General features: G+C 36.7%; 18 protein-coding genes. 5 read left to right on the top strand and 13 right to left on the bottom strand.

All coding sequences use genetic code 11. The features are described from left to right. Positions 1 to 11 precede the first annotated feature (11 nt). Positions 12 to 794, top strand: coding sequence for an alpha/beta hydrolase (locus tag P3T75_RS06600; RefSeq protein ID WP_282462524.1), 783 nt, complete (start codon positions 12 to 14; stop codon positions 792 to 794). A gap of 599 nt (positions 795 to 1393) precedes the next feature. On the opposite strand, the gene P3T75_RS06595 is transcribed toward P3T75_RS06600, so the two are convergent. From P3T75_RS06595 to P3T75_RS06585, 3 genes are all read right to left on the bottom strand, one after another. Continuing rightward, positions 1394 to 1522 (bottom strand): hypothetical protein, encoded by a 129-nt coding sequence (locus P3T75_RS06595; protein ID WP_277988635.1) that lies wholly within the window; start codon positions 1520 to 1522, stop codon positions 1394 to 1396. A gap of 138 nt (positions 1523 to 1660) precedes the next feature. Next, positions 1661 to 2803, bottom strand: coding sequence for an aminotransferase class I/II-fold pyridoxal phosphate-dependent enzyme (locus P3T75_RS06590; protein WP_282462576.1), 1143 nt, complete (start codon positions 2801 to 2803; stop codon positions 1661 to 1663). A gap of 47 nt (positions 2804 to 2850) precedes the next feature. After that, positions 2851 to 3933, bottom strand: a complete 1083-nt coding sequence (locus P3T75_RS06585) for a helix-turn-helix domain-containing protein (protein WP_282462523.1) — start codon at positions 3931 to 3933, stop codon at positions 2851 to 2853. A 139-nt stretch (positions 3934 to 4072) separates the two neighbouring features. Between P3T75_RS06585 and P3T75_RS06580 the strand changes: the two genes are divergently transcribed. The 4 genes from P3T75_RS06580 to P3T75_RS06565 all read left to right on the top strand — a co-directional run bounded on the left by P3T75_RS06580 (position 4073) and on the right by P3T75_RS06565 (position 7741). Next, positions 4073 to 5107 carry an ornithine cyclodeaminase family protein gene (locus P3T75_RS06580; protein ID WP_282462522.1) on the top strand — a complete coding sequence of 345 codons (1035 nt, stop codon included), beginning with the start codon at positions 4073 to 4075 and terminating at the stop codon, positions 5105 to 5107. 47 nt (positions 5108 to 5154) lie between these two features. Continuing rightward, on the top strand, positions 5155 to 6279 hold the full coding sequence (locus P3T75_RS06575) for an aminotransferase (protein WP_282462521.1): 1125 nt from the start codon (positions 5155 to 5157) through the stop codon (positions 6277 to 6279). Between the two features lie 146 nt (positions 6280 to 6425). Next, positions 6426 to 6758 carry a hypothetical protein gene (locus P3T75_RS06570; protein ID WP_282462520.1) on the top strand — a complete coding sequence of 111 codons (333 nt, stop codon included), beginning with the start codon at positions 6426 to 6428 and terminating at the stop codon, positions 6756 to 6758. Continuing rightward, on the top strand, positions 6743 to 7741 hold the full coding sequence (locus tag P3T75_RS06565) for a metallophosphoesterase (RefSeq protein ID WP_282462519.1): 999 nt from the start codon (positions 6743 to 6745) through the stop codon (positions 7739 to 7741). Before P3T75_RS06570 ends, P3T75_RS06565 begins: the two co-directional genes overlap by 16 nt. A 161-nt stretch (positions 7742 to 7902) precedes the next feature. On the opposite strand, the gene P3T75_RS06560 is transcribed toward P3T75_RS06565, so the two are convergent. The 10 genes from P3T75_RS06560 to gatC form a co-directional block, all read right to left on the bottom strand. Continuing rightward, the gene (locus P3T75_RS06560; protein WP_282462518.1) at positions 7903 to 9177 is read right to left on the bottom strand and encodes an ABC transporter permease; all 1275 of its coding nucleotides are present in this window, start codon (positions 9175 to 9177) and stop codon (positions 7903 to 7905) included. Continuing rightward, positions 9174 to 9857 carry an ABC transporter ATP-binding protein gene (locus P3T75_RS06555; RefSeq protein ID WP_206902765.1) on the bottom strand — a complete coding sequence of 228 codons (684 nt, stop codon included), beginning with the start codon at positions 9855 to 9857 and terminating at the stop codon, positions 9174 to 9176. The genes P3T75_RS06560 and P3T75_RS06555 overlap by 4 nt, the downstream gene beginning before the upstream one ends. Positions 9858 to 10273: 416 nt before the next feature. Further along, on the bottom strand, positions 10274 to 10987 hold the full coding sequence (gene budA, locus P3T75_RS06550; protein ID WP_282462517.1) for an acetolactate decarboxylase: 714 nt from the start codon (positions 10985 to 10987) through the stop codon (positions 10274 to 10276). An 86-nt stretch (positions 10988 to 11073) separates the two neighbouring features. Beyond that, a complete protein-coding gene (gene alsS, locus P3T75_RS06545; protein WP_282462516.1) occupies positions 11074 to 12726 on the bottom strand; it encodes an acetolactate synthase AlsS in 1653 nt (550 codons plus the stop codon). A 319-nt stretch (positions 12727 to 13045) separates the two neighbouring features. Then, a complete protein-coding gene (thiD, locus tag P3T75_RS06540; RefSeq protein WP_282462515.1) occupies positions 13046 to 13855 on the bottom strand; it encodes a bifunctional hydroxymethylpyrimidine kinase/phosphomethylpyrimidine kinase in 810 nt (269 codons plus the stop codon). A gap of 716 nt (positions 13856 to 14571) precedes the next feature. Beyond that, on the bottom strand, positions 14572 to 15951 hold the full coding sequence (gene rlmD, locus P3T75_RS06535; protein WP_282462514.1) for a 23S rRNA (uracil(1939)-C(5))-methyltransferase RlmD: 1380 nt from the start codon (positions 15949 to 15951) through the stop codon (positions 14572 to 14574). 145 nt (positions 15952 to 16096) lie between these two features. Continuing rightward, positions 16097 to 17149 carry a diacylglycerol kinase gene (locus P3T75_RS06530; protein WP_206902760.1) on the bottom strand — a complete coding sequence of 351 codons (1053 nt, stop codon included), beginning with the start codon at positions 17147 to 17149 and terminating at the stop codon, positions 16097 to 16099. Positions 17150 to 17156: 7 nt separating this feature from the next. Beyond that, positions 17157 to 18587, bottom strand: a complete 1431-nt coding sequence (gatB, locus tag P3T75_RS06525; protein WP_206902759.1) for an Asp-tRNA(Asn)/Glu-tRNA(Gln) amidotransferase subunit GatB — start codon at positions 18585 to 18587, stop codon at positions 17157 to 17159. Further along, positions 18587 to 20056 carry an Asp-tRNA(Asn)/Glu-tRNA(Gln) amidotransferase subunit GatA gene (gene gatA / locus P3T75_RS06520; protein WP_206902758.1) on the bottom strand — a complete coding sequence of 490 codons (1470 nt, stop codon included), beginning with the start codon at positions 20054 to 20056 and terminating at the stop codon, positions 18587 to 18589. Before gatA ends, gatB begins: the two co-directional genes overlap by 1 nt. Continuing rightward, positions 20056 to 20361: an Asp-tRNA(Asn)/Glu-tRNA(Gln) amidotransferase subunit GatC gene (gene gatC / locus P3T75_RS06515; RefSeq protein WP_206902757.1), complete on the bottom strand. Its 306-nt coding sequence runs from the start codon at positions 20359 to 20361 to the stop codon at positions 20056 to 20058. Before gatC ends, gatA begins: the two co-directional genes overlap by 1 nt. Between the last annotated feature and the right edge of the window lie 72 nt (positions 20362 to 20433).

Genomic DNA, 20433 nt, shown 5'->3' with positions numbered 1-20433 from the left:
GAGCGATAAAAATGAAAGTAGTAAATGATATTGTCTATGATATGGGGAATGATTTAAAGTTGGATACCTATGCTCCAACTGGTGATTCCAAAGCGGTTTTACTCTTGATCCACGGGGGCGGTTGGTTTCGTGGCGATAAGGAAAAAGAAAATTTTCTGGCTGAAAAGTTTGTGGAAAATGGCTTTTTTGTAGTTGCTCCAAACTATCGCCTTGCACCTGCTCACCTTTATCCTAGCGCTTTAACGGATATTTTCAATGTCTATGCTTGGATTAAAAACAATGCTGACTTAAAAAATAAGCTAGTTTTTGCTTTAGGTGCTTCAGCCGGTGGAAATTTGGCAGTTGAACTGGCCTTACAAAAAGGAATTCCCGCTGCTTCTTGGTCAGGGATTATTGATTTATATGATTGGGTGACAAAACACCCCGAAGTGAAAGCAGTTATGAATAAAGAACAACACTTCGATGAACACGAAAGTCGCGAAATCGACCAAGATGGCAGTAATGATCAATTCTATAAATGGTTCATTTTAAACTACGTTAGAAATGATTTAAATTTGTTAAAAGCGGCTACGCCCTTAACACGAATTACAGCTAACAGCGGTCCTGTATTTTTAGCTAATTCGTTGCATGAACTCGTGCCGATCAGCGGTGTTTTAAAATTACAACAAGGACTCGCCGCAGTTGGTGTGGAAAGTTGTGTTAAACTGATTGCTGGCACCATTCATGGTGAGGGGTACTGGGAGAAAACACTGAATCTTACATTAGCTTTCTTTAACGAGCAGCTAGGAAAATAAATAACTCTAAATTTTTACGGCCTTAAAATATTGGGTAATACCAATATTTTAAGGCCGTTTTACTTTAATTATTTGCGGTAAAAGGTTTTTATATAGCAATATCTGCTTTATTACTATATTCCAAGGTTTAAGTTAAAAAACCGCTACCTACTTTTACTTTAAAATTCGCAGTTTCTATTTTTCATTAACCACATAGTCATACTTCTTTAAATACTTGAATTTTTTGTCGTTCTATGAAGGTCTTCGTTTTGGTTAAAAAGAAGTATGTCTGGATGCATATAGGTTTATTTGGTAGTAATGCGCAAGCTTAGTAATGGCAGTTTAACCAGCCATAGATGATAAATACAAAATAACGAGTAAAAATGCAATTTCTATTCCAACATGAGGATAAAAGCACCTAAATATAACGGTATAAAAATTAGCTGCCACCGTAAAAAATACAGGTCTCTAATTTGCCCTCCTGCTAATAGCAGGAGGGCATTTAGAAAATACGTAACAAAGTAAGCGACAAAACTGTTTCTTGTATTTTGAAAAATCCCTCGTAAATTTTTAATCGCAAAAAAAATCGTACCATCTTAACCAGAGAGTACGACTTTTTCTTATTTGTTATAAATTTTTGGACCTTTACGCATATTTTTGCGATCATTTTTTGGTGCTTGCATTTCTTTTACACGGCCGCCGCCTTGTTTTTTCTTAATTAATTCCATCATTTTTTCTTTTGTATTCATGATTTTCTCCTCAATTTGCCTTTAACAATCATTAATTTCAGGCGCAGACTTTGTTAGGCTACCAACTTCAAATCAAGCTGTTTAGCCTGCGACTTTTGATTATACAAGATGCAACTCTTGAAAGCAAATACTGCATTTTTATGAGAAGGTTAACTTTTCCATCCGGTCAAAGGCTGATTTTAAAATAGATACCGGTTGATTTGCGGCAATTCGAACCTGGTCTTTGCCAGATGTTTCACCAAAAGCGACCCCTGGTACCAATAAAACATGACATTCTGCTAATACTTTTTTAACAAAAGTTAAAGAGTCCAAATTAGTTTTAGAGATATCTAAATAAGCATACAAACTTCCTGCAACTTCCCCCATGCTAAGAAAATTAATTTTGGCGACCCGTTTTTCAATATAGCGCAACCGATCGTAAACAAGACTGGCAACTTCGCTAAAGAGCTCTTCCCAATTATCTAAAGCAAAAACACCGGCTGCTTGTGAAATGGAAGGTGCTGTAAAAGTTACGAATTCACTGACATTTCGGCAGGCATCAATAATCTGCTCTGGGGCAATCATAAAACCAATTCGCCACCCCGTCATTGCAAAAGTTTTAGAAAAACTGTTAAAGGTTATAGTATTTTGCGGTGCGTAACTCATCATTGGGGTGAAATTTTCATTAAAACAATAAGCTTCATAAACCTCATCTGAAAAAATATACAAGTTATTTGCAATTGCTAGATCAGCAATTTTTTGCATTGTTTCTTTTGTAAAAACTGCTCCCGTTGGATTATTAGGGGAGTTAATAATAATAATTTTCGTTTTATCGGTGATCTTTTCTGCTAATTTTTCAACATCTAATTGATAGTTTTCTGCTGGATTGGTTGCTACAAATACCGGTATACCTTGACAAGCAAGGACTTGCTCTTTATAAGGGGTAAAGTAAGGTTCATGAATAATCACCTCATCACCTTTATCAACTAAGGCCATTAAGGCTAAATACATACCATGCATCGCACCCACTGTTGCCCGTACTTCATTTTCACTAATTGTCATGTGATAACGTTTTTTGTAATAGCGACAAACAGCACCGAGAAATGTCTTCGTCCCATCTGGCGCTGTATATTTTGTTTCACCATTTTTGGCAGCAGCAAAAGCTGCCGCGATGATTGACTCATTCGTGGTTACATCTAAATCACCAATCGAAAGATCAATTAAATCTGGCGTATCTTTTGCCAAAACAGCAATTTCCATTAGCAAACTATTTTGTTGCTGATATTTTTGATTGATTTGCATTCTATTGGTCAAACTAATCCCTCCTCGCCCATTTTATCTCGTAGTAATTATTTTCTTATTTTAAACAGTAGACCGTAGTTTGCAATCAATTCAAACTCTGATTGAAATCCAAGCTTGTTGCAGACAGTTTTGATGCGATAACGGACTGTATTGGGATGAATAAATAGCGTGTCGGCTGTTTTTTGAATATCACCATTTGCGGCAAAAAAAATGAGTACAGTTTGAAATACCTCTATCCCAAAATCTGCTTGTAGTTCAGCCATTAATTTGTCAACAAGCTTTGTAATCCCAGTATTTAGTTTCATTTTGCCAATCAAAGCTAAAATACCTAAATCATCGTAGTGAAAAATTTTGCCAAATTGATTATTAGCTTCTAAAGCCAACAAGGATTCTTCAAATAATTGTGCTAAATCTTTGTTTTGTTCTTGGTTGCTGCTACAGCCGCCGATAAGATTGGACTTAAAACCAGGCGGAAAAGTTAGCTCCAAGGTTGTTAGAACAAAAAGTTTATTTTTCCACCGCGTTAAAAATGCAGCTTGGGGAATATCACGTTTAAATTGGTCATACTCCCGTAAAGAAAAGACGGCTTGATCTTGTTTTTCAACCAAATATGCTCGACTCTGAGGCTTTAAAACAAGGGATAGCTGTTGATATAAAGACGCAAAATTGTGTTCATCACCATTTAATAACTGTTGAAAACTATGTTCTAAATAATTTAAATAATCCGCTTGATGAATACTGTTTTTAATTTTAAAAATCAAATTTTCTAAGTAATCCGCTTCTTCCGTCAATAAAAACAAGGGGAAATTTTTTTCGTTGCAATAATTAAGGACCGCTAGGGGAATATCCTTAAAGTAAACATTTTGAATGGCTAAAGAACTCACTTTATCTTGTAATAATTGTTGAATGGTTGGTAACAGTTGCTCTGTATTGTCTTTCATGAACAATAGGCTGGATACAACAATGGAACAAGGTTCAAAATACGGCTGTTCCTTATTTTTCATTAAATCAAATTCGTGATCTAAAATCCCCACATCCATTATCGGATTCTTCAGCCCATTAAAACCAGCACACAAAACAAATCCCTTTGGATCAATAGTGTCCAATAGACCCGTGACAGTCAAACCCATCTTTACACCTCCATCATAAATGAAAAACACGCAAGCATTTTTATTAGCTCTACAAAAAATATATCTTAATTTTGGAAATATTACAAAAAAACCTCTTACATTTATCGCTTACAATGAAAGAAGTAAAGGAGTTGTTTCCATGAATAAAGTTACAGTTTTAAATGAAAATGATTTACGAAAAATTTTAACAATGGAAGAAACTATCGCCGCAGTTGAAGAGGCTTATAAACAAAAAGAGTTAAACAAAGCCTTCGTTCTTCCGATGATATTCCATGAATTTGAAGCTGGTGTTGCGGATATGGATATCAAAGCTGGTGTTATGCCCGAACTTGAGCGTTATGGTTTAAAAGTCGTCTCTTGGTTTAAAGATAATCCCGCCAAAAACTTACCGGCTTTATTTGGTACTACCCTCTTATTTGATAGTAAAACAGGAGCACCTTGCAGCTTGTTGGATGCTGAATATATCACGGGCATGCGCACCGGTGCCGCAGGAGCCATTGGTGCAAAATATTTAGCTAAAAAAATGGCCAAAACATTGCTAATTATTGGTTCGGGCCAACAAGCCTTTTTTCAGATTGCTGCATATTTGACAGTTTTTGACAGTATATCGGATATTTCTATTTTTGATCCCTTAGATGCAAACAAAGCAAATGCGTTTGTAACAAATTTGGCGACACCTTTAGAAAGTTTGTTAGCCAAAAATCCAACCAAAAAAGTTTCGTTAAAAAATACGAATGTTAGCGCTGTGACAGATCTTGCGCAAACATTAGAAAAATCAGATTTAGTGGCAACGGTAACCCCTGCCACTACGCCAATTATAAAGGCAAAATGGGTAAAAAAAGGAACACACTTTAGTTGTATTGGCGCTGACATCAGCGGTAAAGAAGAAATTGATCCGCAGATTTTTAAAGATGCTATCATCATCGTTGATGATTTACAACAAGCAATAACTGTTGGTGAAACTGAACGTCCGATCAAAGAAGGAGTTATAAAAAAAGCTGACATTAGCGGTGAAATTGGCGCCCTTATTACAGGAAAAGTTGCAGGTCGTACTGCAGATGATGCCATTACGATTTTTGATTCGACAGGAATTGCACTCCAAGATCTAGCTGTTTCAAATTTAGCACTAAAAATAGCTACTAAAGAAAATATTGGCCAAACTGTCTTTTTATAGTTTTTTTACAAACACGCGGGAACTGCCCTAAATTAAGGAGGAAAAAAATGAATATCAAACCCTTTAAAGTAGAAATGTGGATGAACGAACACGAAGACAAAGCTATTTACAACACTGGTGAAACCTGTGTCGACTCAATTAGTATCAATGATTTATTCGAATTAGCTGGACTGGATAAAGAAAAAACTTTAAATGATCTTTTAAAAAAACGTCTCACCTATGGCCATATTTTTGGCAATCCAACTTTTAAACAGAGAATCACGAAGCTCTATCAAAATATTACGCCAAATCAAGTTGTTACTACCCATGGTGCAATCGGTGCAAATCATCTTGTCTTATATTCTTTAGTAAATCCCCAAGATGAAGTTGTGGCTATCCTCCCTACCTATCAGCAATTATACTCAATACCGGAATCATTTGGTGCCACGGTTAAAATGTATGCACTAAAAAAAGAAAATAACTTTTTACCGGACTTAGCGGAAGTGAAAAAATTAGTTTCGGATAAAACTAAAGTTATCGTCATTAACAATCCCAACAATCCTTCAGGTGCTTTAATGTCAGCAGATATTTTAAATGGCATCGTTGCTCTTGCCAAAGAAGTTGACGCCTACATTTTGTGTGATGAGACATACCGCGGCTTGACACAAACTGATGAAGTTAGTCCTTCTATTGTTGATTTATACGAAAAAGGAATTAGCACAAGTAGTATGTCAAAAGTTTGGTCATTGGCCGGCTTGCGACTGGGTTGGATTGCAACCAGAGATTCTGCTGCTATGGATACCTGTTTAATACATCGCGATCATAATACGATTAGTTGTGGCCTGCTAGATGAAGAACTGGCAGCCATTGCACTCACCCATCAAACAGAAATTATGGCCCGTAACTTAACTTTAGTACGTAAAAATTTGCAGATTTTAGACACATGGGTACAAAACGAACCCCATATCCACTACGTGAAACCACAAGCAGGGACGATCACTTTACTGTACTATGATTTTGACATGACAAGTTATGATTTGTGCTTGGATTTAATTGACAATCACGGTATTTTATTCACACCCGGTGAGTGCTTTGAGTTTGAAAAGTGCGTGCGAATTGGCTATGCTTGTAAAACTGATGATTTAAAGACTGGACTTGCAAAATTTTCAGAATATCTTCGTCAATTTGATTAATACTTTAACTTAATACACCTTTATAAATAAAGAGCAGGGATAAGAGGGCTTTAGTGAAGTCTTATTATCCCTACTCTTTATTTTATTGTCTAATTTTTAACATAATGACAACCTTTGTGCTATGATAACCTGCGGGAGTGTGGAAGATGAAAAAAATGCTAACAATATTACTAATTCTATTTGGATTTGTCCTTACTGGGTGTCACACCTCAACTGAGGCAAATCAATTTAAACTAAAAAATAATACGTTTTGGATTGCTACGGATATTCATTTTATTGCCCCGTCTCTTCACGATGATGGCAAAGAATTTCAATTTATTAAAGGAACTGCCGCCGGAAAAGATTTGGATTATCAAGAAGAATCTTTAACAGCTTTTGTGGCTAAAGCAAAAAAAGTAAAGCCTGCGGCAATTATTTTGACAGGTGACTTAACCTTAAATGGTGAAAAACAAAGGCCAAAGAAATGGCTGAAATTTTAGCTCCTGTAAAAAAGACTGGTACAAAGATACTTGCGATTCCTGGGAACCACGATATTTTTGATGGTTGGGCTCGCAAATACAAGGGCGATACCAAAGAGCGTATTGCTCAAATCTCACCTACTGACTTTAAAGAATTTTTCCCCGATGGGTATAAACATGCGACTAGTACAGATAGCGCGTCATTAAGTTATGCAATTAAAATCGACAAAAAATATGACTTTATTTTCTTAGATACAAATGAATACCCCATTCAAACCAGTCGTGCGCAACCCCATACAGGTGGCCAAGTAAAAGATGAAACTTTAAATTGGCTTGAAAAAAGATTGCAAATTGCTGAAAGTAAAAACAAAGTTCCGATTCTCTTTATGCATCATAATCTTTTTATTCATAACCCTCTTGTTTACAAAGGTTATGTCTTGTCAAACGCTCAAACTCTTAAAAGTCTTTTAGCAAAATATCAGGTACCTGTAGTTTTTTCCGGTCATATTCATGCTCAAGATATTATGAAAGATCCTACTGGAAAAACTGACATTACTGAAGTTGTTACCAGCTCCTTTGCGATTGCTGATCATGCTTATGGTGAATTAAAGCTTACCCCAGGAAAAATTTCCTATCACAGACAAACAGTTGACGTAGACGCTTGGGCTAAAGAAAACAAAATGACGGCTAAAAATATCCGTCAACATAATGCATATTTAAAAGAACTTTTCTTCAAAGATGGGCAAAGATTAGCTTATCAACAGCTTTTAGATCAAAATGTTCGGGATGAAAATATTTTAGCGCCTGCAGCTAAATTAGTTGGTGAAGTAAATTACAATTATTTTACTGGACAAGATGACTATTCATCAAAGAGAAGAGAGCAAATAAAGCAGTCTTTTGCTTATAAAGAACTTGGCAAATATTCTCCCTTTTTACAAAAATACATTGATTCGGCCATTAACGATACCAATTTAGCTGATCAAAAATTAGTCATTAAGCCATAAGCAAAAAAACTTCAGGAAGTGTCACCAAGACGGTTTCCTGAAGTTTTTGTTTGTAAAACCAACCTAAAGTCCTTCATTATTAAACACTACCGTTAAAATTGAATTGTTTCAATTAGGTTAGTTACTATCTTTATTCTTACTACTCTTATATGATTAGAAGTTTATTCATAACGCAATGCGTCAATTGGGTCCAACCGAGCAGCGCGATTTGCAGGGAATGTTCCTGCTAAAAAGGCAATTAACATAATGATTACCATAATCATGGCAACCGATGAGAAATTAAACTGCAATAGGTTAAAGCCATCTAATCCTTGTAAGAAAGAATCGGTTGCTACTTTATTTACGACTTTTGCAGCTCCCATTGCAACAGCAACACCTAATGCTGATCCCCAAAAACCAATTAAAATCGCTTCAATACTAAAGGCTAAGAAAACTTTTCCTCGCCCCATTCCCATTGCTTTCATTAAACCAATTTCTCGCGTGCGTTCTTGTACTGACATATACAACGTGTTAATGATCCCAAAACTGGCTGCCAATAATGCAATAGCACCAAACAATGTTAATACACCTGTGATTGCATCGACGGTTGAATGAATCATCCCCACCTGATCAGCAAAGGTACTCGCCCCATACCCGTGTTTACTCAATTTTTCTTTTAATTTTGTAATATTATTTTCTGTTGGATTTTTGACAGTTGCCAAAATAGCGTAATATTGATTTTGCATCCCCTTAGGCAAGCCAGCCTTATTGATGGCAATTAATTTTTCAGCCAAAGCTTTACTAACGACAGAATCACCATTATTTACAATACTTGGATTGCGCACGCCGACAACAGTTGCCACCACTTCTGATTGCGCTTTTGTCGCTTGTGACGAGGCCGCTATTCTAATTTTTTTCCCTAGCGCATCTTGTGCATTAGCAAAACCTAAACTCTTGACATAATTTGCAGCTAATGCAATTTCATAGGCATCGCCTTTTTGACTCACTTGTTTACCAGCTTTTAAGTCAACATCAATGCCATCTGTACTTGATGCAGATAAAACAAACTTTTTATTATTTTTTCCGACAATATAATCTGGACTAAAAGATTCGGCTGGTTTTACATCTGTTAAGCCAGCAATTTTTGCAATTTTTGTGACGTCTTTTTCGTCCAATAAATAAGAGTCCTCGGCATTGCCTTGTTCTTCCGTGTATTCTTTTGGTTCATCACTGGCTTTGTTTGGGTCATCACTAACAGCTTTGTTTATCATTAATAAATCATCACGACCAACATTTTTTACTTGTTTATCGACATAGTCGTTAACCCCAGCTTTAATACCCAACGTCATCGAAATAGTAAATGCGCCGATAAAAATCGCTAAAATAGTTAAAATGGTTCGCCCTTTATTCCGCCATAAATTTGCACTGGCAGAAGTTATTGTATCCCATAAATTCATGAACGTTCCTCCTTAACAATAAAGCCGTCTTTAATGTGAATTTGCCGATCACACCGGGCAGCAAGATCAGGATCATGGGTAACGACAATTAAGGTGATACCCTTTTGGCGATTTAAACGAAAAAGTAATTCTTCCACTTTTTCACCAGTGGCAGAGTCTAAATTTCCTGTAGGTTCATCAGCAAAAATAATTTCTGGATCGTTGACTAAAGCACGGGCAATACATACGCGCTGTTTTTGGCCACCTGATAAATTATTGGCCTTGTTTTGCGCTTTATCTGCTAAATCCACTGCAGCTAAAGCCGCCATCGCTTTTTCCTTACGTTCTTTACCTGTAATACCGGCAATTTTTAACGGCAAAATAACATTATCTAAAACACTGTCTTTGGCATTCAAAAAGAATTGTTGAAAAACAAAGCCAAAGGTTTGATTGCGTAATTTATTCAACTCTTTCTTTTTAATACCATTTGTTTCTTGACCAACTATTTTGACTTGACCTGTTGTTGGCTTATCTAACAAGGCCAAAATATGCATCAATGTCGATTTACCGGAGCCACTTTTCCCGACAATCGCCACCGATTCTCCTTTTTCAATTTTCAAACTGATTTCTTTTAATGCCGTGAATGCGGTGTTTCCTGAACCATATGTTTTCCCTACACTTAATGTTTCAATTACTTCCATTTTACGCCTCCTTATGAGCCTTCAAAAAAATAACCAATAAGATAACAGTCATTTTCTTCACTTATTCAGTCTACCGCTACTGTAAATGATAAAAATCAGACCTAAGGTGTATTTTTTTATCGTCTTTTAGTCCGTTGTTGCCTGCAAAATCCTTCATTTCAAAAAAATAGCAGTGAAATAAGACGTAGGTTCTTTCAAACGTTAGATTTTTAGTCCAGCTTCAAAGAATCTATCGGCATCAAATTTCTCTGCTATTTGTTATGCTTAGATTTAATTGCTATTTGTAAAAAAGTTAATTCAAAGCACCTAGTAAGACGCTATTTAGGCAATAGGGAGCTTTAACAAACCGCAAAATACATATTTTAATTGATCCACTCCATTATAAAATCAGCTAAGGCTGAAGTATCTTTTTTACATTATTCAGCTTCTTCAATATCTTTTGTTATATCGGCTAATTTTATTTCATTTGCTAAATATTCCGGACTTTCTGTCGGAAAATGTTGTCGAAATTCAGCTAATTCCATTACGTCTACTTGTCCTTTTGTCAACTTGAAATCCAAGACATGACCGCCGAATTTATGGTCATCACTAATAAAATGTAAATGAAAACCTGCTGCAGCCGCCCCATGAAATAGCTTGGGCGTAAAAAAACCCACGATTGTCCCAGAAATTTCAGCGGCTGAAAATTCGGGTTGGTTGCGTGCAATTTCGACAAATCTTGGATAGGGTTTAACTTGTTTAGGTGCTATCCGTACATGCATATGCTTAAATGTTCCCGCAATTTTGATAGCCGCAAATAGATTATGGCTAATTTTATTTAAAATTTCTGCTTTTAATTCATCATCTGTTATAGCAGAGCTTGGAAATTGAAGATCGGATTCAAAATGAGTAACCGCTGCATAAGGCGTCAGTTCTTCTCCGCTTAGTTGATGAATGGCCCCTGTCTGGTCAGCATGATAGATTACACCGTCTAAGAAAATGACTTCTCCATTGGAACCTTCCAATGTCCCTAACCCAAAATCACCATAGTTAGACAACGTGCCAATTTTCTCTGTTCCCTCCATTAAATCTTGCATCAAACCGCCTAAAGTTCCATGTTGATAAATATAATTTTTAGTTTTCACTAACATATCAAATCTCCTCTTATTTCAAACTTAACAAAGAAAATAAACCTTTTTTACTTTATTAAGTGGCCACTGTAGCTGCTGGTTATCTTTTAATAAAATTGATCGGGCAAAATTGTTTTACCTAATTCCTTGTTATCAGAATAATCAATTGGAATGTCAATGATTACAGGACCTTCTGTTTCTAAGCCCGTTTGAATTGCCGCCTCTAATTCCGCTTTTGAAGTTGCCCGTAATCCTTTTGCACCAAATGCTTCGGCATATTTTACAAAGTCAACTGAACCAAAATGCACCCCTGAAGAACGATCGTATTTCATTTCTTCTTGAAATTCCACCATATTATAGCTGCCATCATTCCAAATCAAATGAATAATTTTTTGTTTTAGGCGCACTGCCGTTTCAAGTTCTTGGGCTGAAAATAGGAAGCCGCCATCACCAGAAATTGAAAAAATTTGCGTATTTGGTCGTACTAACGCCGCTGAAATTGCCCACGGTAACGCAACACCTAGTGTCTGCATCCCATTACTAAATAAAAGCTTGCGTGGTTCATAACTGCGAAAATGTCGTGCCATCCAAATATAATGGCTTCCGACATCTACAGTCACTGTCATTTCATCGGAAACATTTTTTTGCAAGGTATCAATCACTTCTAATGGGTGAACACGTCCAGTGTGAGGCGCACTTTTTTGCACGCCATTTTTCAATTTATCTTGTAGCGTAACCAGGTAGTTATTCGCATCTGAGGATAGGCGATAATCCACAATCTTGCCACTTAATTTTTCAATCGTTTTAGCGATACTGCCAATCAATTCTGCTTCTGGTTGCATATATTGATCAATTTCCATCGGCACTTCATCAATCACGATAATGCGTGCATCTTTTTCGGCATTCCAGTTTCGTGCTTCATATTCAATGGGATCATAGCCAATTGCTATTACTAAATCACTACGTTTTAATAACATATCACCAGGTTGATTTCGAAATAAACCAACACGTCCAAAGAAGTGATTTTCTAATTCTCGTGAGATAATACCCGCACCTTGGAAAGTTTCTACTACTGGCATTCCGGTTTTTTTAACTAACATTCGAATTGCCGCTGTTTCTTTTTGCCCAGAAGCACGCATTCCAACTAATAATGTTGGTAATTTGGCTTCATTAATTCGTTTCACTAGATCATCTATATCCTCATCAGAAGCAGCTCCCAACTTAGGCGCTGACAGAGGCTTGATTGCATCACTGTTCACCACACCATCGGTAACATCTTGCGGAATTGATAAAAAGCTGGCTCCTTTTTTAGCTGTTTTCGCTATCCGATACGCATTGGCAATGCTTTCTGAAAGATTTTCTGGATCTTGAATTTCTGAACTATATTTTGTGATTGGTGCAAATAATGCTGCATTATCCATACTTTGATGTGTTAATTTGGAAAGATCAGAACGTTTGACCTGTCCAGCTAATGCTAAGACAGGATCGCCTTCAGCTGTTGCGGTTACTAATCCTGTCGCTAGATTACTTGCGCCAGGACCGCTAGTTGCGATTACTACACCTGGTTCTCCCGTTAAACGCCCAATTGCTTGTGCCATAAAAGCAGCATTTTGCTCGTGCCGCGCCAAAATCAACTGCGGACCATGATCTTCTAATGTATCAAAAACACCATCAATTTTTGCACCGGGAATGCCAAAAATAAATGGGACATTATGATTTTCCAAACTATTGACAATAATTTCTGCACCTTTTTTACTCACTGTATTACATCTCCTTAAAAACTGTATCACTAACAATTATTAATTTAGCACTTATACCTTTATTTTTCAACAATGTAACACTATTCTATATTGTTTTACTGAAAATTAATTATTTTTTCAATTCATTTAATGTTTATATTTATTTTTGCTATTTGAAACTACAATGTTCATCTGAATAGTCAGGTATAAAAATAGCGAGCGCAAAAAGTTAGATTTTTGGTCTAACTTTTTGCGCTCGCTACAATACTGAGACATTTTTTTATACTAGAAACGTTAAAATTTCCGATTACCTCATAATCAAATAATCCTAAACTACCTTTTAAAAAAAGTCACTACCAGCCCAGTGGTTAATCGGGCCAAATTTATGCCCGATGAAAAGTTCAGCTGCAATTGCCTTATTGACAAATTCTTTAGCAATTTTTACCGCTGTCAACACATCGTTTCCTTTGGCCAACTCAGCTGCAATACAAGCTGACAAAGAATCTCCGGTACCATTTATTCGCTCTGTTTTAAAGTATGGGGCTTTTAACCAATGACTTTCTCCTGTCGCTAATAACAAGTAGTCCACAACTTCTGTTTGTTTTTCATCTTGATGGGCACCTTTTATTACCACATTTTTAGCCCCCATCTTCTGTAAAATAAGAGCTGCTGTTTCAAAATTTTTTGCGGTATTTAATTTTATGCCCGTTAATTTCTCTGCTTCATAAAAATTTGGCGTTAAAACGAAAGCTAAAGGAAGTAATTCTTCCTTTAAGGTTGCCAAAGCTTCTTCTTCAATTAACATATTGCCGTGTTTTGTCATAATAACCGGATCAACAACTAAAGGACCAAAATCATACAACTGGTAATTTTTAACAATCGTGCGAATTAGTTCTGAATTTCCTAACATGCCAGTTTTGCTAGCGCGAATCTGGTAATCTGCTGCTAGTAATTCAAATTCTTTATCAATAAATTCTGTCGGTAATGTTACACTGGCCTCAATCCCATAGGAATTTCCAGCGACACAAGCAGTCATAACGGATGCCCCATAGACCTTTCTTGCAAAAAAAGTATGTAAATCTGCTTGCATTCCGGCTGAACCATCACTATCAGAACCTGCAATAGTCAGCGCTTGTGGATACTGTTCCATACCTGTCAATCTCCTTTTTAAATCGTGTAATTTTTGTTTGAAAAATGCGGAACCTTTTATCTCGTTTATTTGACGACAACCCTGCGCAATAATATGATACCATCGTCTATTGGGAAAACTTCCTAGCGCTTGTCTAAGCTATAAGTATCGCGTTATAGCAGACTAATCACCTTCAGGATCTTAACCCTAATTTTCAAGCAATAAAATGCGCCATCGCAAAAATCTAGTCTAAAGTAGCTAAAGATATTTTTCTAGTTTATTCAGAACTTTAAAGGCAGATATCTCTCTTTACCATTTGGTGCAGTCTTCTTGATTATATTTCCTTTACCCTTTTTTAACATGGCTACCAGTGTTTTAAAATCACCCGTAGCACTAGTTGAAGTAACTAAATCCAAGCTGAATATATTATAGCATTGATAGCTTTTTTACAGGTATTCTAACTATTCGCATTTGTTGTAAATTTTATTTGCGATATTCTTTGCTTGATTTTACTAACACACTAGATAAACTGGCTCCTTTACTTTCTATGTTCACCTGAATACTTACTAGAGGGGAAAAAATCTCTAAAATTTTTTTATTACTTATCTCAGACACTCTGACTTCTATTTTGAAATCTATTATTTTCTTAATAAAACAACAAAAAAAGAGTTAAAACGCGAAAGTTCTAACTCTAAAAATCATTAAATTACAATGTATCTATGGTACTGCACTCAGGTTTAGTCTTTAGTCAAAATTCCTACGCACTCCACATGGGTTGTTTGTGGGAATAAATCAACCGGTTGGATTTTTTTACATGTGTATCCTTTTGCCTCAAAATCGATTAAATCTCGCGCCATTGTACCTGGATTACATGAAATATAAATAACTTTTTCTGGATTCATATCACAGGCAGCATTAATGAAGTCTGTTGTTAATCCTTTTCGTGGTGGATCAACGAAAATAACAGCTGGCTGCATTTCTTCTTTTGACCACTGACCCATCACCTTTGTTGCATCCCCAACAAGATAAGTCGCATTATCAATTTCATTTAATTTAGCGTTTTTCTTTGCATCGGAAACGGCAGCTGGAATAGATTCCATCCCGTACACGTGTTTAACGCGATCTGCTACAGACAAACCAATTGTACCAATACCCGCATAAGCGTCAATGACAACATCATCTGGTTTTAGGGCAGCCATTTCAAAGGCTGTTTCATACAATACTTCTGTTTGTTCTGTATTGACTTGGTAGAAAGATTTTGCTGAAATTCGGAAAGTTTTTCCTAGCAATGTATCTTCAATGTAGTCTTGACCATAGAGAACTTTTTCATGTTCCCCTAAAATGACATTCGTTTTTTCAGTGTTAACATTTTGCATAACACTAACGACTTCTGGAATTTCTTTATGAATTTGAGCGGCGATTTCTTCACCTTTAAAGAATTTATTGCGCAAGGTTACCAATACCACCATCATTTGACGAGAATAATGACCTTGACGAATAACAATATGGCGCAGTAAACCTTCGTGTTGTTGCTCATTATACGCTTTTACATTGAAGCGTTCCAAAATATCGCGAACTTTAATAATCGCAGCATCAATAGCGGGATCTTGAATATAAAAGTCTTCAATCGCTACCAAGTCGTGACTGTTCTTACGATAAAAACCAGTTTGTAGCTGTCCATCTTTACGCCGTACTGGAATTTGAGCTTTATTGCGGTAGCCGATAGGTTTTGCCATTCCGATTGTGGGTAAAACAGGGATATCTGGCATTTTCGCAATTTTTTGTAAAACATTTTCAATTTGCTTTTGTTTAAAAAGCAGTTGTTCTTCATATGTTAAGTGGCTTAATGGTGCAATCCCGGTACGCAATAGATCTTCGTTTGCAACTTCAACCCGTTTTGGGCTTTTTTCTAAGTAAGAAACAACACGCCCAATACCAAATTTTTTACCGACTTTAATTACTTTTAAAATAACTTTTTCACCGGGAAGTGCATTGTCGACAAACAATGGGTAATGATCAATCTTTGCGACCCCCATTCCTTCATAAGTTAAATCTGAAATCACAACTTCGTACCGACTATTTTTCTCCACTGGATATACTTGATCTGTTTTTTTCATAGTTCCTCCTAAATTTAGAACAAAAAACAACCTTAACGGCTGCTGACTGACTTTGCTTAAAACAATCCTTGTTTATTCTAAGGCATAAACTTGACTTATACAACCAAAAACTCCACATCCGCTAAGAGGAATGTGGAGTTTATAATTATTTCTTATCATTTGAGCTAGCGATTTGACCATCGCCATCAATATCTTCATCCGTTAGTTTTTCAACTTCTTTAATAAAGTCACGACTAACCTCTTCATAGTCAGCCTCTTCTTCTTCATAACCGACAATTGCATCGTCTGGAATTGCATCTAGATTCGCATACATTTCAATATGATGATGGTGGTTGACAAAAGTCATTGGGGCATCACCGCCGTATTCACCATCTAGATTAATCATCAAACGATTTTTCTCACCAACGGTATCAACTTCTAAACGACTCGTTTTGGTATAAATAATCCGTTTATCATTGATATGTTTCCCACCATTTAGCATTAAAGCGACCAGATGGACAATTTCAAAAATATTAGCTGTCTTGACAATAATCAAAGAAAACTTACCATCATCTAATTTGGCATCTGGTGCAATTTGTTCAAAACCGCCCACTGAATTCGTCAAAGCTAAGAAAAACATGGAAGCATTGCCTTCGTATTCGCCTTCGTCATATTTCAAGTGCATTTTAATTGGTTTTACCCGTGGCAATAATTCTGCCCCTTTGGCTAAGTATGCCAAGTAACCAAAAATACTCTTTAACTCTGAAGGCACTTCATACGTCAATTCTGTCAAATGCCCACCAGCAGCAATATTAATAAAATAATTTTCTTTTGCCTGACCAATATCCATTTTGATCGTTTGTTTTTTCAAAATAACTTCTGCCGCAGATTTCAAATTATCTCGCGGAATTTTCAAGGCTCTAGCATAATCGTTGGTTGTTCCTGCAGGAATAATTGCCATTTTAGGACGTTTTTTTAATGGTGCGATACCATTCACAACTTCGTTAATAGTACCATCACCACCTGCTGCAACAATTAAATCAAAACCAGCTTTAGCAGCACGGGTAGCTTCATTTTTAGCTGAGTTTGGTTCAGGAGTTGTTGCAAAAGCACTAGCTTCAAAACCGGCTTGTTCCAATACCTGCAAGATATCGGCCAAGCTGCGTTTTGTTGCCTCTTTACCTGATGTTGGATTGTAAATCACGCGTGCTTTTTTCATACTCTTATTAGCGTTTGGCCAATTCAGTCTGTAACAATTGGTTAACCACGGCCGGATTCGCTTTCCCTTTCGTTTGTTTCATAATTTGTCCCACTAGAAAGCCAACTGCACGATCTTTACCATTTTTAAAGTCTTCAATTGATTGCGCATTGCTATCTAACACTTCATTAATAATTGGCAATAATTGAGCAGGATCAGATAACTGTACTAATCCTTTTGCTTTTACAACTTCACTGGCATCGCCACCGTTTTGAATTAATTCTCGGAAGACTTTTTTAGCGATTTTAGAGCTGATTGTGCCATCTTGAATTAAGACAATCATACCTGCTAAGTTTGCTGGTGTAAGTTTTGTTTCTTCTAATTCTAGCTTTTCACTATTTAAATAAGCAGAGACTTCACCCATCAACCAGTTGGATGCAAGTTTGGCATCTGCACCTTTTTGTAATGTTGCTTCAAAGAAATCAGACATTTCTTTTGTTAAAGTTAAGACTTTAGCATCATATTCTGGTAAACCAAAATCATTCATATAACGTAAGCGACGAGAAGCCGGTAATTCAGGTAATGTTGCTTTTACTTTTGTGATCCATTCATCATCAATGACAAAACGAGGAATATCTGGTTCTGGGAAGTAACGGTAATCACTTGAACCTTCTTTGACCCGCATTAAAATTGTTTTGTTAGTTGTTTCATCAAAGCGACGTGTTTCTTGTTGAATTTCGCCACCTGAAAGTAAAACTTTAGCCTGACGTTTTTCTTCAAAAGCTAGTCCTTTTTTAACAAAGCTCATGGAGTTTAAGTTTTTTAATTCCGTTTTGGTACCAAATTCCTCTTGCCCGTAAGGACGAATCGAGATATTGGCATCACAGCGCATAGAGCCTTCTTCCATTTTTACATCTGAGACATCTGTAAATAAGATAATTGAACGTAACGCTTCTAAATACGCATACGCCTCTTCTGGAGAACGCATATCTGCTTCTGAGACGATTTCGATTAGCGGCGTTCCTTGACGATTTAAATCCACATAAGAGTAACCACCAATACCGTGCATATTTTTACCAGCATCTTCTTCTAAATGAACCCGCTCAATGCGAATTTTTTTCTTTTGGCCTTCTACTTCAATTTCAATCCAGCCATCATGTCCGATTGGTTGGTCAAATTGGGAAATTTGGTACGCTTTAGGATTATCTGGATAAAAATAGTTTTTACGGTCAAAGTGCGTTTCTTTTGAGATTTCACAGTTCAAAGCTAAAGCTGCTTTCATCCCGAATTCGACGGCTGCTTTATTCATGACTGGTAATACCCCTGGATAGCCCCAGTCAATTACGTTAGTGTTACTATTTGGTTCAGCCCCAAAGTGAGCTGGCGCTGGTGAAAAGATTTTAGAGTTGGTTTTTAGTTCCACGTGAACTTCTAACCCAATAACTGTTTCAAAATTCATTATTTATTCCCCCCTAAAATCACTGGTTTTTGTAAATGAAAGTCAGTAGCACCTTCAAATGCTGCTGCTGCTTGATACATTGTAGCTTCATCAAATTGTTTGCCGATAATTTGTAAGCCCACTGGTAATCCTTCAGAAAAGCCTGCTGGGATAGACATCCCAGGAAGTCCGGCTAAATTGACTGGAATTGTTAAAATATCACTCATATACATCGTGATCGGATCATTAATTTTCTCACCTAAGCCAAAAGCTACAGTTGGTGAAGCAGGTCCAATAATTAAATCGTAGTCATTAAAGACTTTGTCAAAATCTTGTTTAATTAAGGTCCGTACTTGTCCAGCCTTTTTGAAGTAAGCATCATAATAGCCAGCGCTTAACGAGAAAGTTCCTAACATAATTCGACGTTTGACTTCTGTACCGAAACCTTCGCTACGAGATTTTACGTAAACGTCTTCTAGATTTTCCACATTTTCAGCGCGGTATCCATAGCGAATGCCATCAAAACGTTGTAAGTTTGAGCTTGCTTCAGAAGAAGCGATAATATAATAAACCGCAACACCATATTTTGAATGGGGCAGACTAACTTCTTCAACTGTAGCGCCTAATTTTTCAAAAGTTGCCGCAGCTTTTTCAATCGCCGCTTTAACCCCAGGCTCCACACCTTCACCAAGATATTCTTTTGGCAAACCAATTTTTAAGCCTTTTACGCCTTTTTCAAGGTTAGCTGTAAAATCAGGAACTGAAATACCCGAGCTCGTGCCATCTTTTTCATCATAACCACTAATTGCATTTAAAGTCAGTGCGTTATCTTTCACGTTTTTCGTTAATGGTCCAATTTGGTCCAAAGAAGATGCAAAAGCGATTAAGCCGAAACGTGATACGCGACCATATGTCGGTTTCATCCCCACAATTCCATTAAAAGCAGCAGGTTGTCGAATTGAGCCACCCGTATCACTACCTAAAGAAACTAGCACTTCTCCTGCGGCTACTGCTGCGGCAGAACCGCCCGATGAACCACCGGGAACTTTTGTTTCATCCCAAGCGTTTTTGGTCTTTTTAAAATAAGATGTTTCACTACTACCGCCCATGGCAAATTCATCCATGTTTAATTTACCAACAGGAATCATATCAGCTTGATAAATTTTATCCATGACTGTTGCATCATAAATTGGTTCAAAATTAGATAAAATTTTAGAAGCAGCTGTAGTTAAAATATCCTTGGTTACAATATTGTCTTTAATCCCAATCGGAATACCCGCTAAAATATTATCTTCAGCAATTCCTTTTAAATCTAAAGCTTTTGCTTGTGCCAATGCTTTTTCTTCACTAACTGTAATAAAAGCATCCACTTTTGGTTCTGTTTCTTTAATGCGCGCAATTGTTGCTGCTGTTAAATCAGTGGCTGTGATTTCTTTTGCAACAAGTAAATCATGTAATTCGCTTAAATTTTTATCGTAAAAGTTTTCCATTAAGCGCCAGCCTCCCCATTGTCAATAATTGCCGGCACTTTAATAAAGCCGTCTTCTTTTTCTGGTACATTTTTCATTAAATCAGCCCGATTCATTCCAGCCTCTGCACGGTCAGGGCGCATAACGTTAACGGTTTCCACTACATTGGAAGTAAAGGGAACGCCGGTTGTATCAACTTCTTCTAAAAGTTCTACCATTTCGATAATTTTACCCAATTGATTGGTAAATTCTGCTGCTTCTGTTTCAGAAAATGAAAGTTTTGCAAGCTTTGCTACATGCTTAACTTGTTCTTCACTAATTGCCATACTACCCCTTCTTTCTTGCCACTAAGTATTTAAACGTGGTGTGTAAAATACTTTTTCTTTTCTATAATGAAA

The organism is Enterococcus montenegrensis, assembly GCF_029983095.1.
Lineage (GTDB): Bacteria > Bacillota > Bacilli > Lactobacillales > Enterococcaceae > Enterococcus_C > Enterococcus_C montenegrensis.
This window is presented reverse-complemented; position numbering and strand designations above follow the sequence as displayed.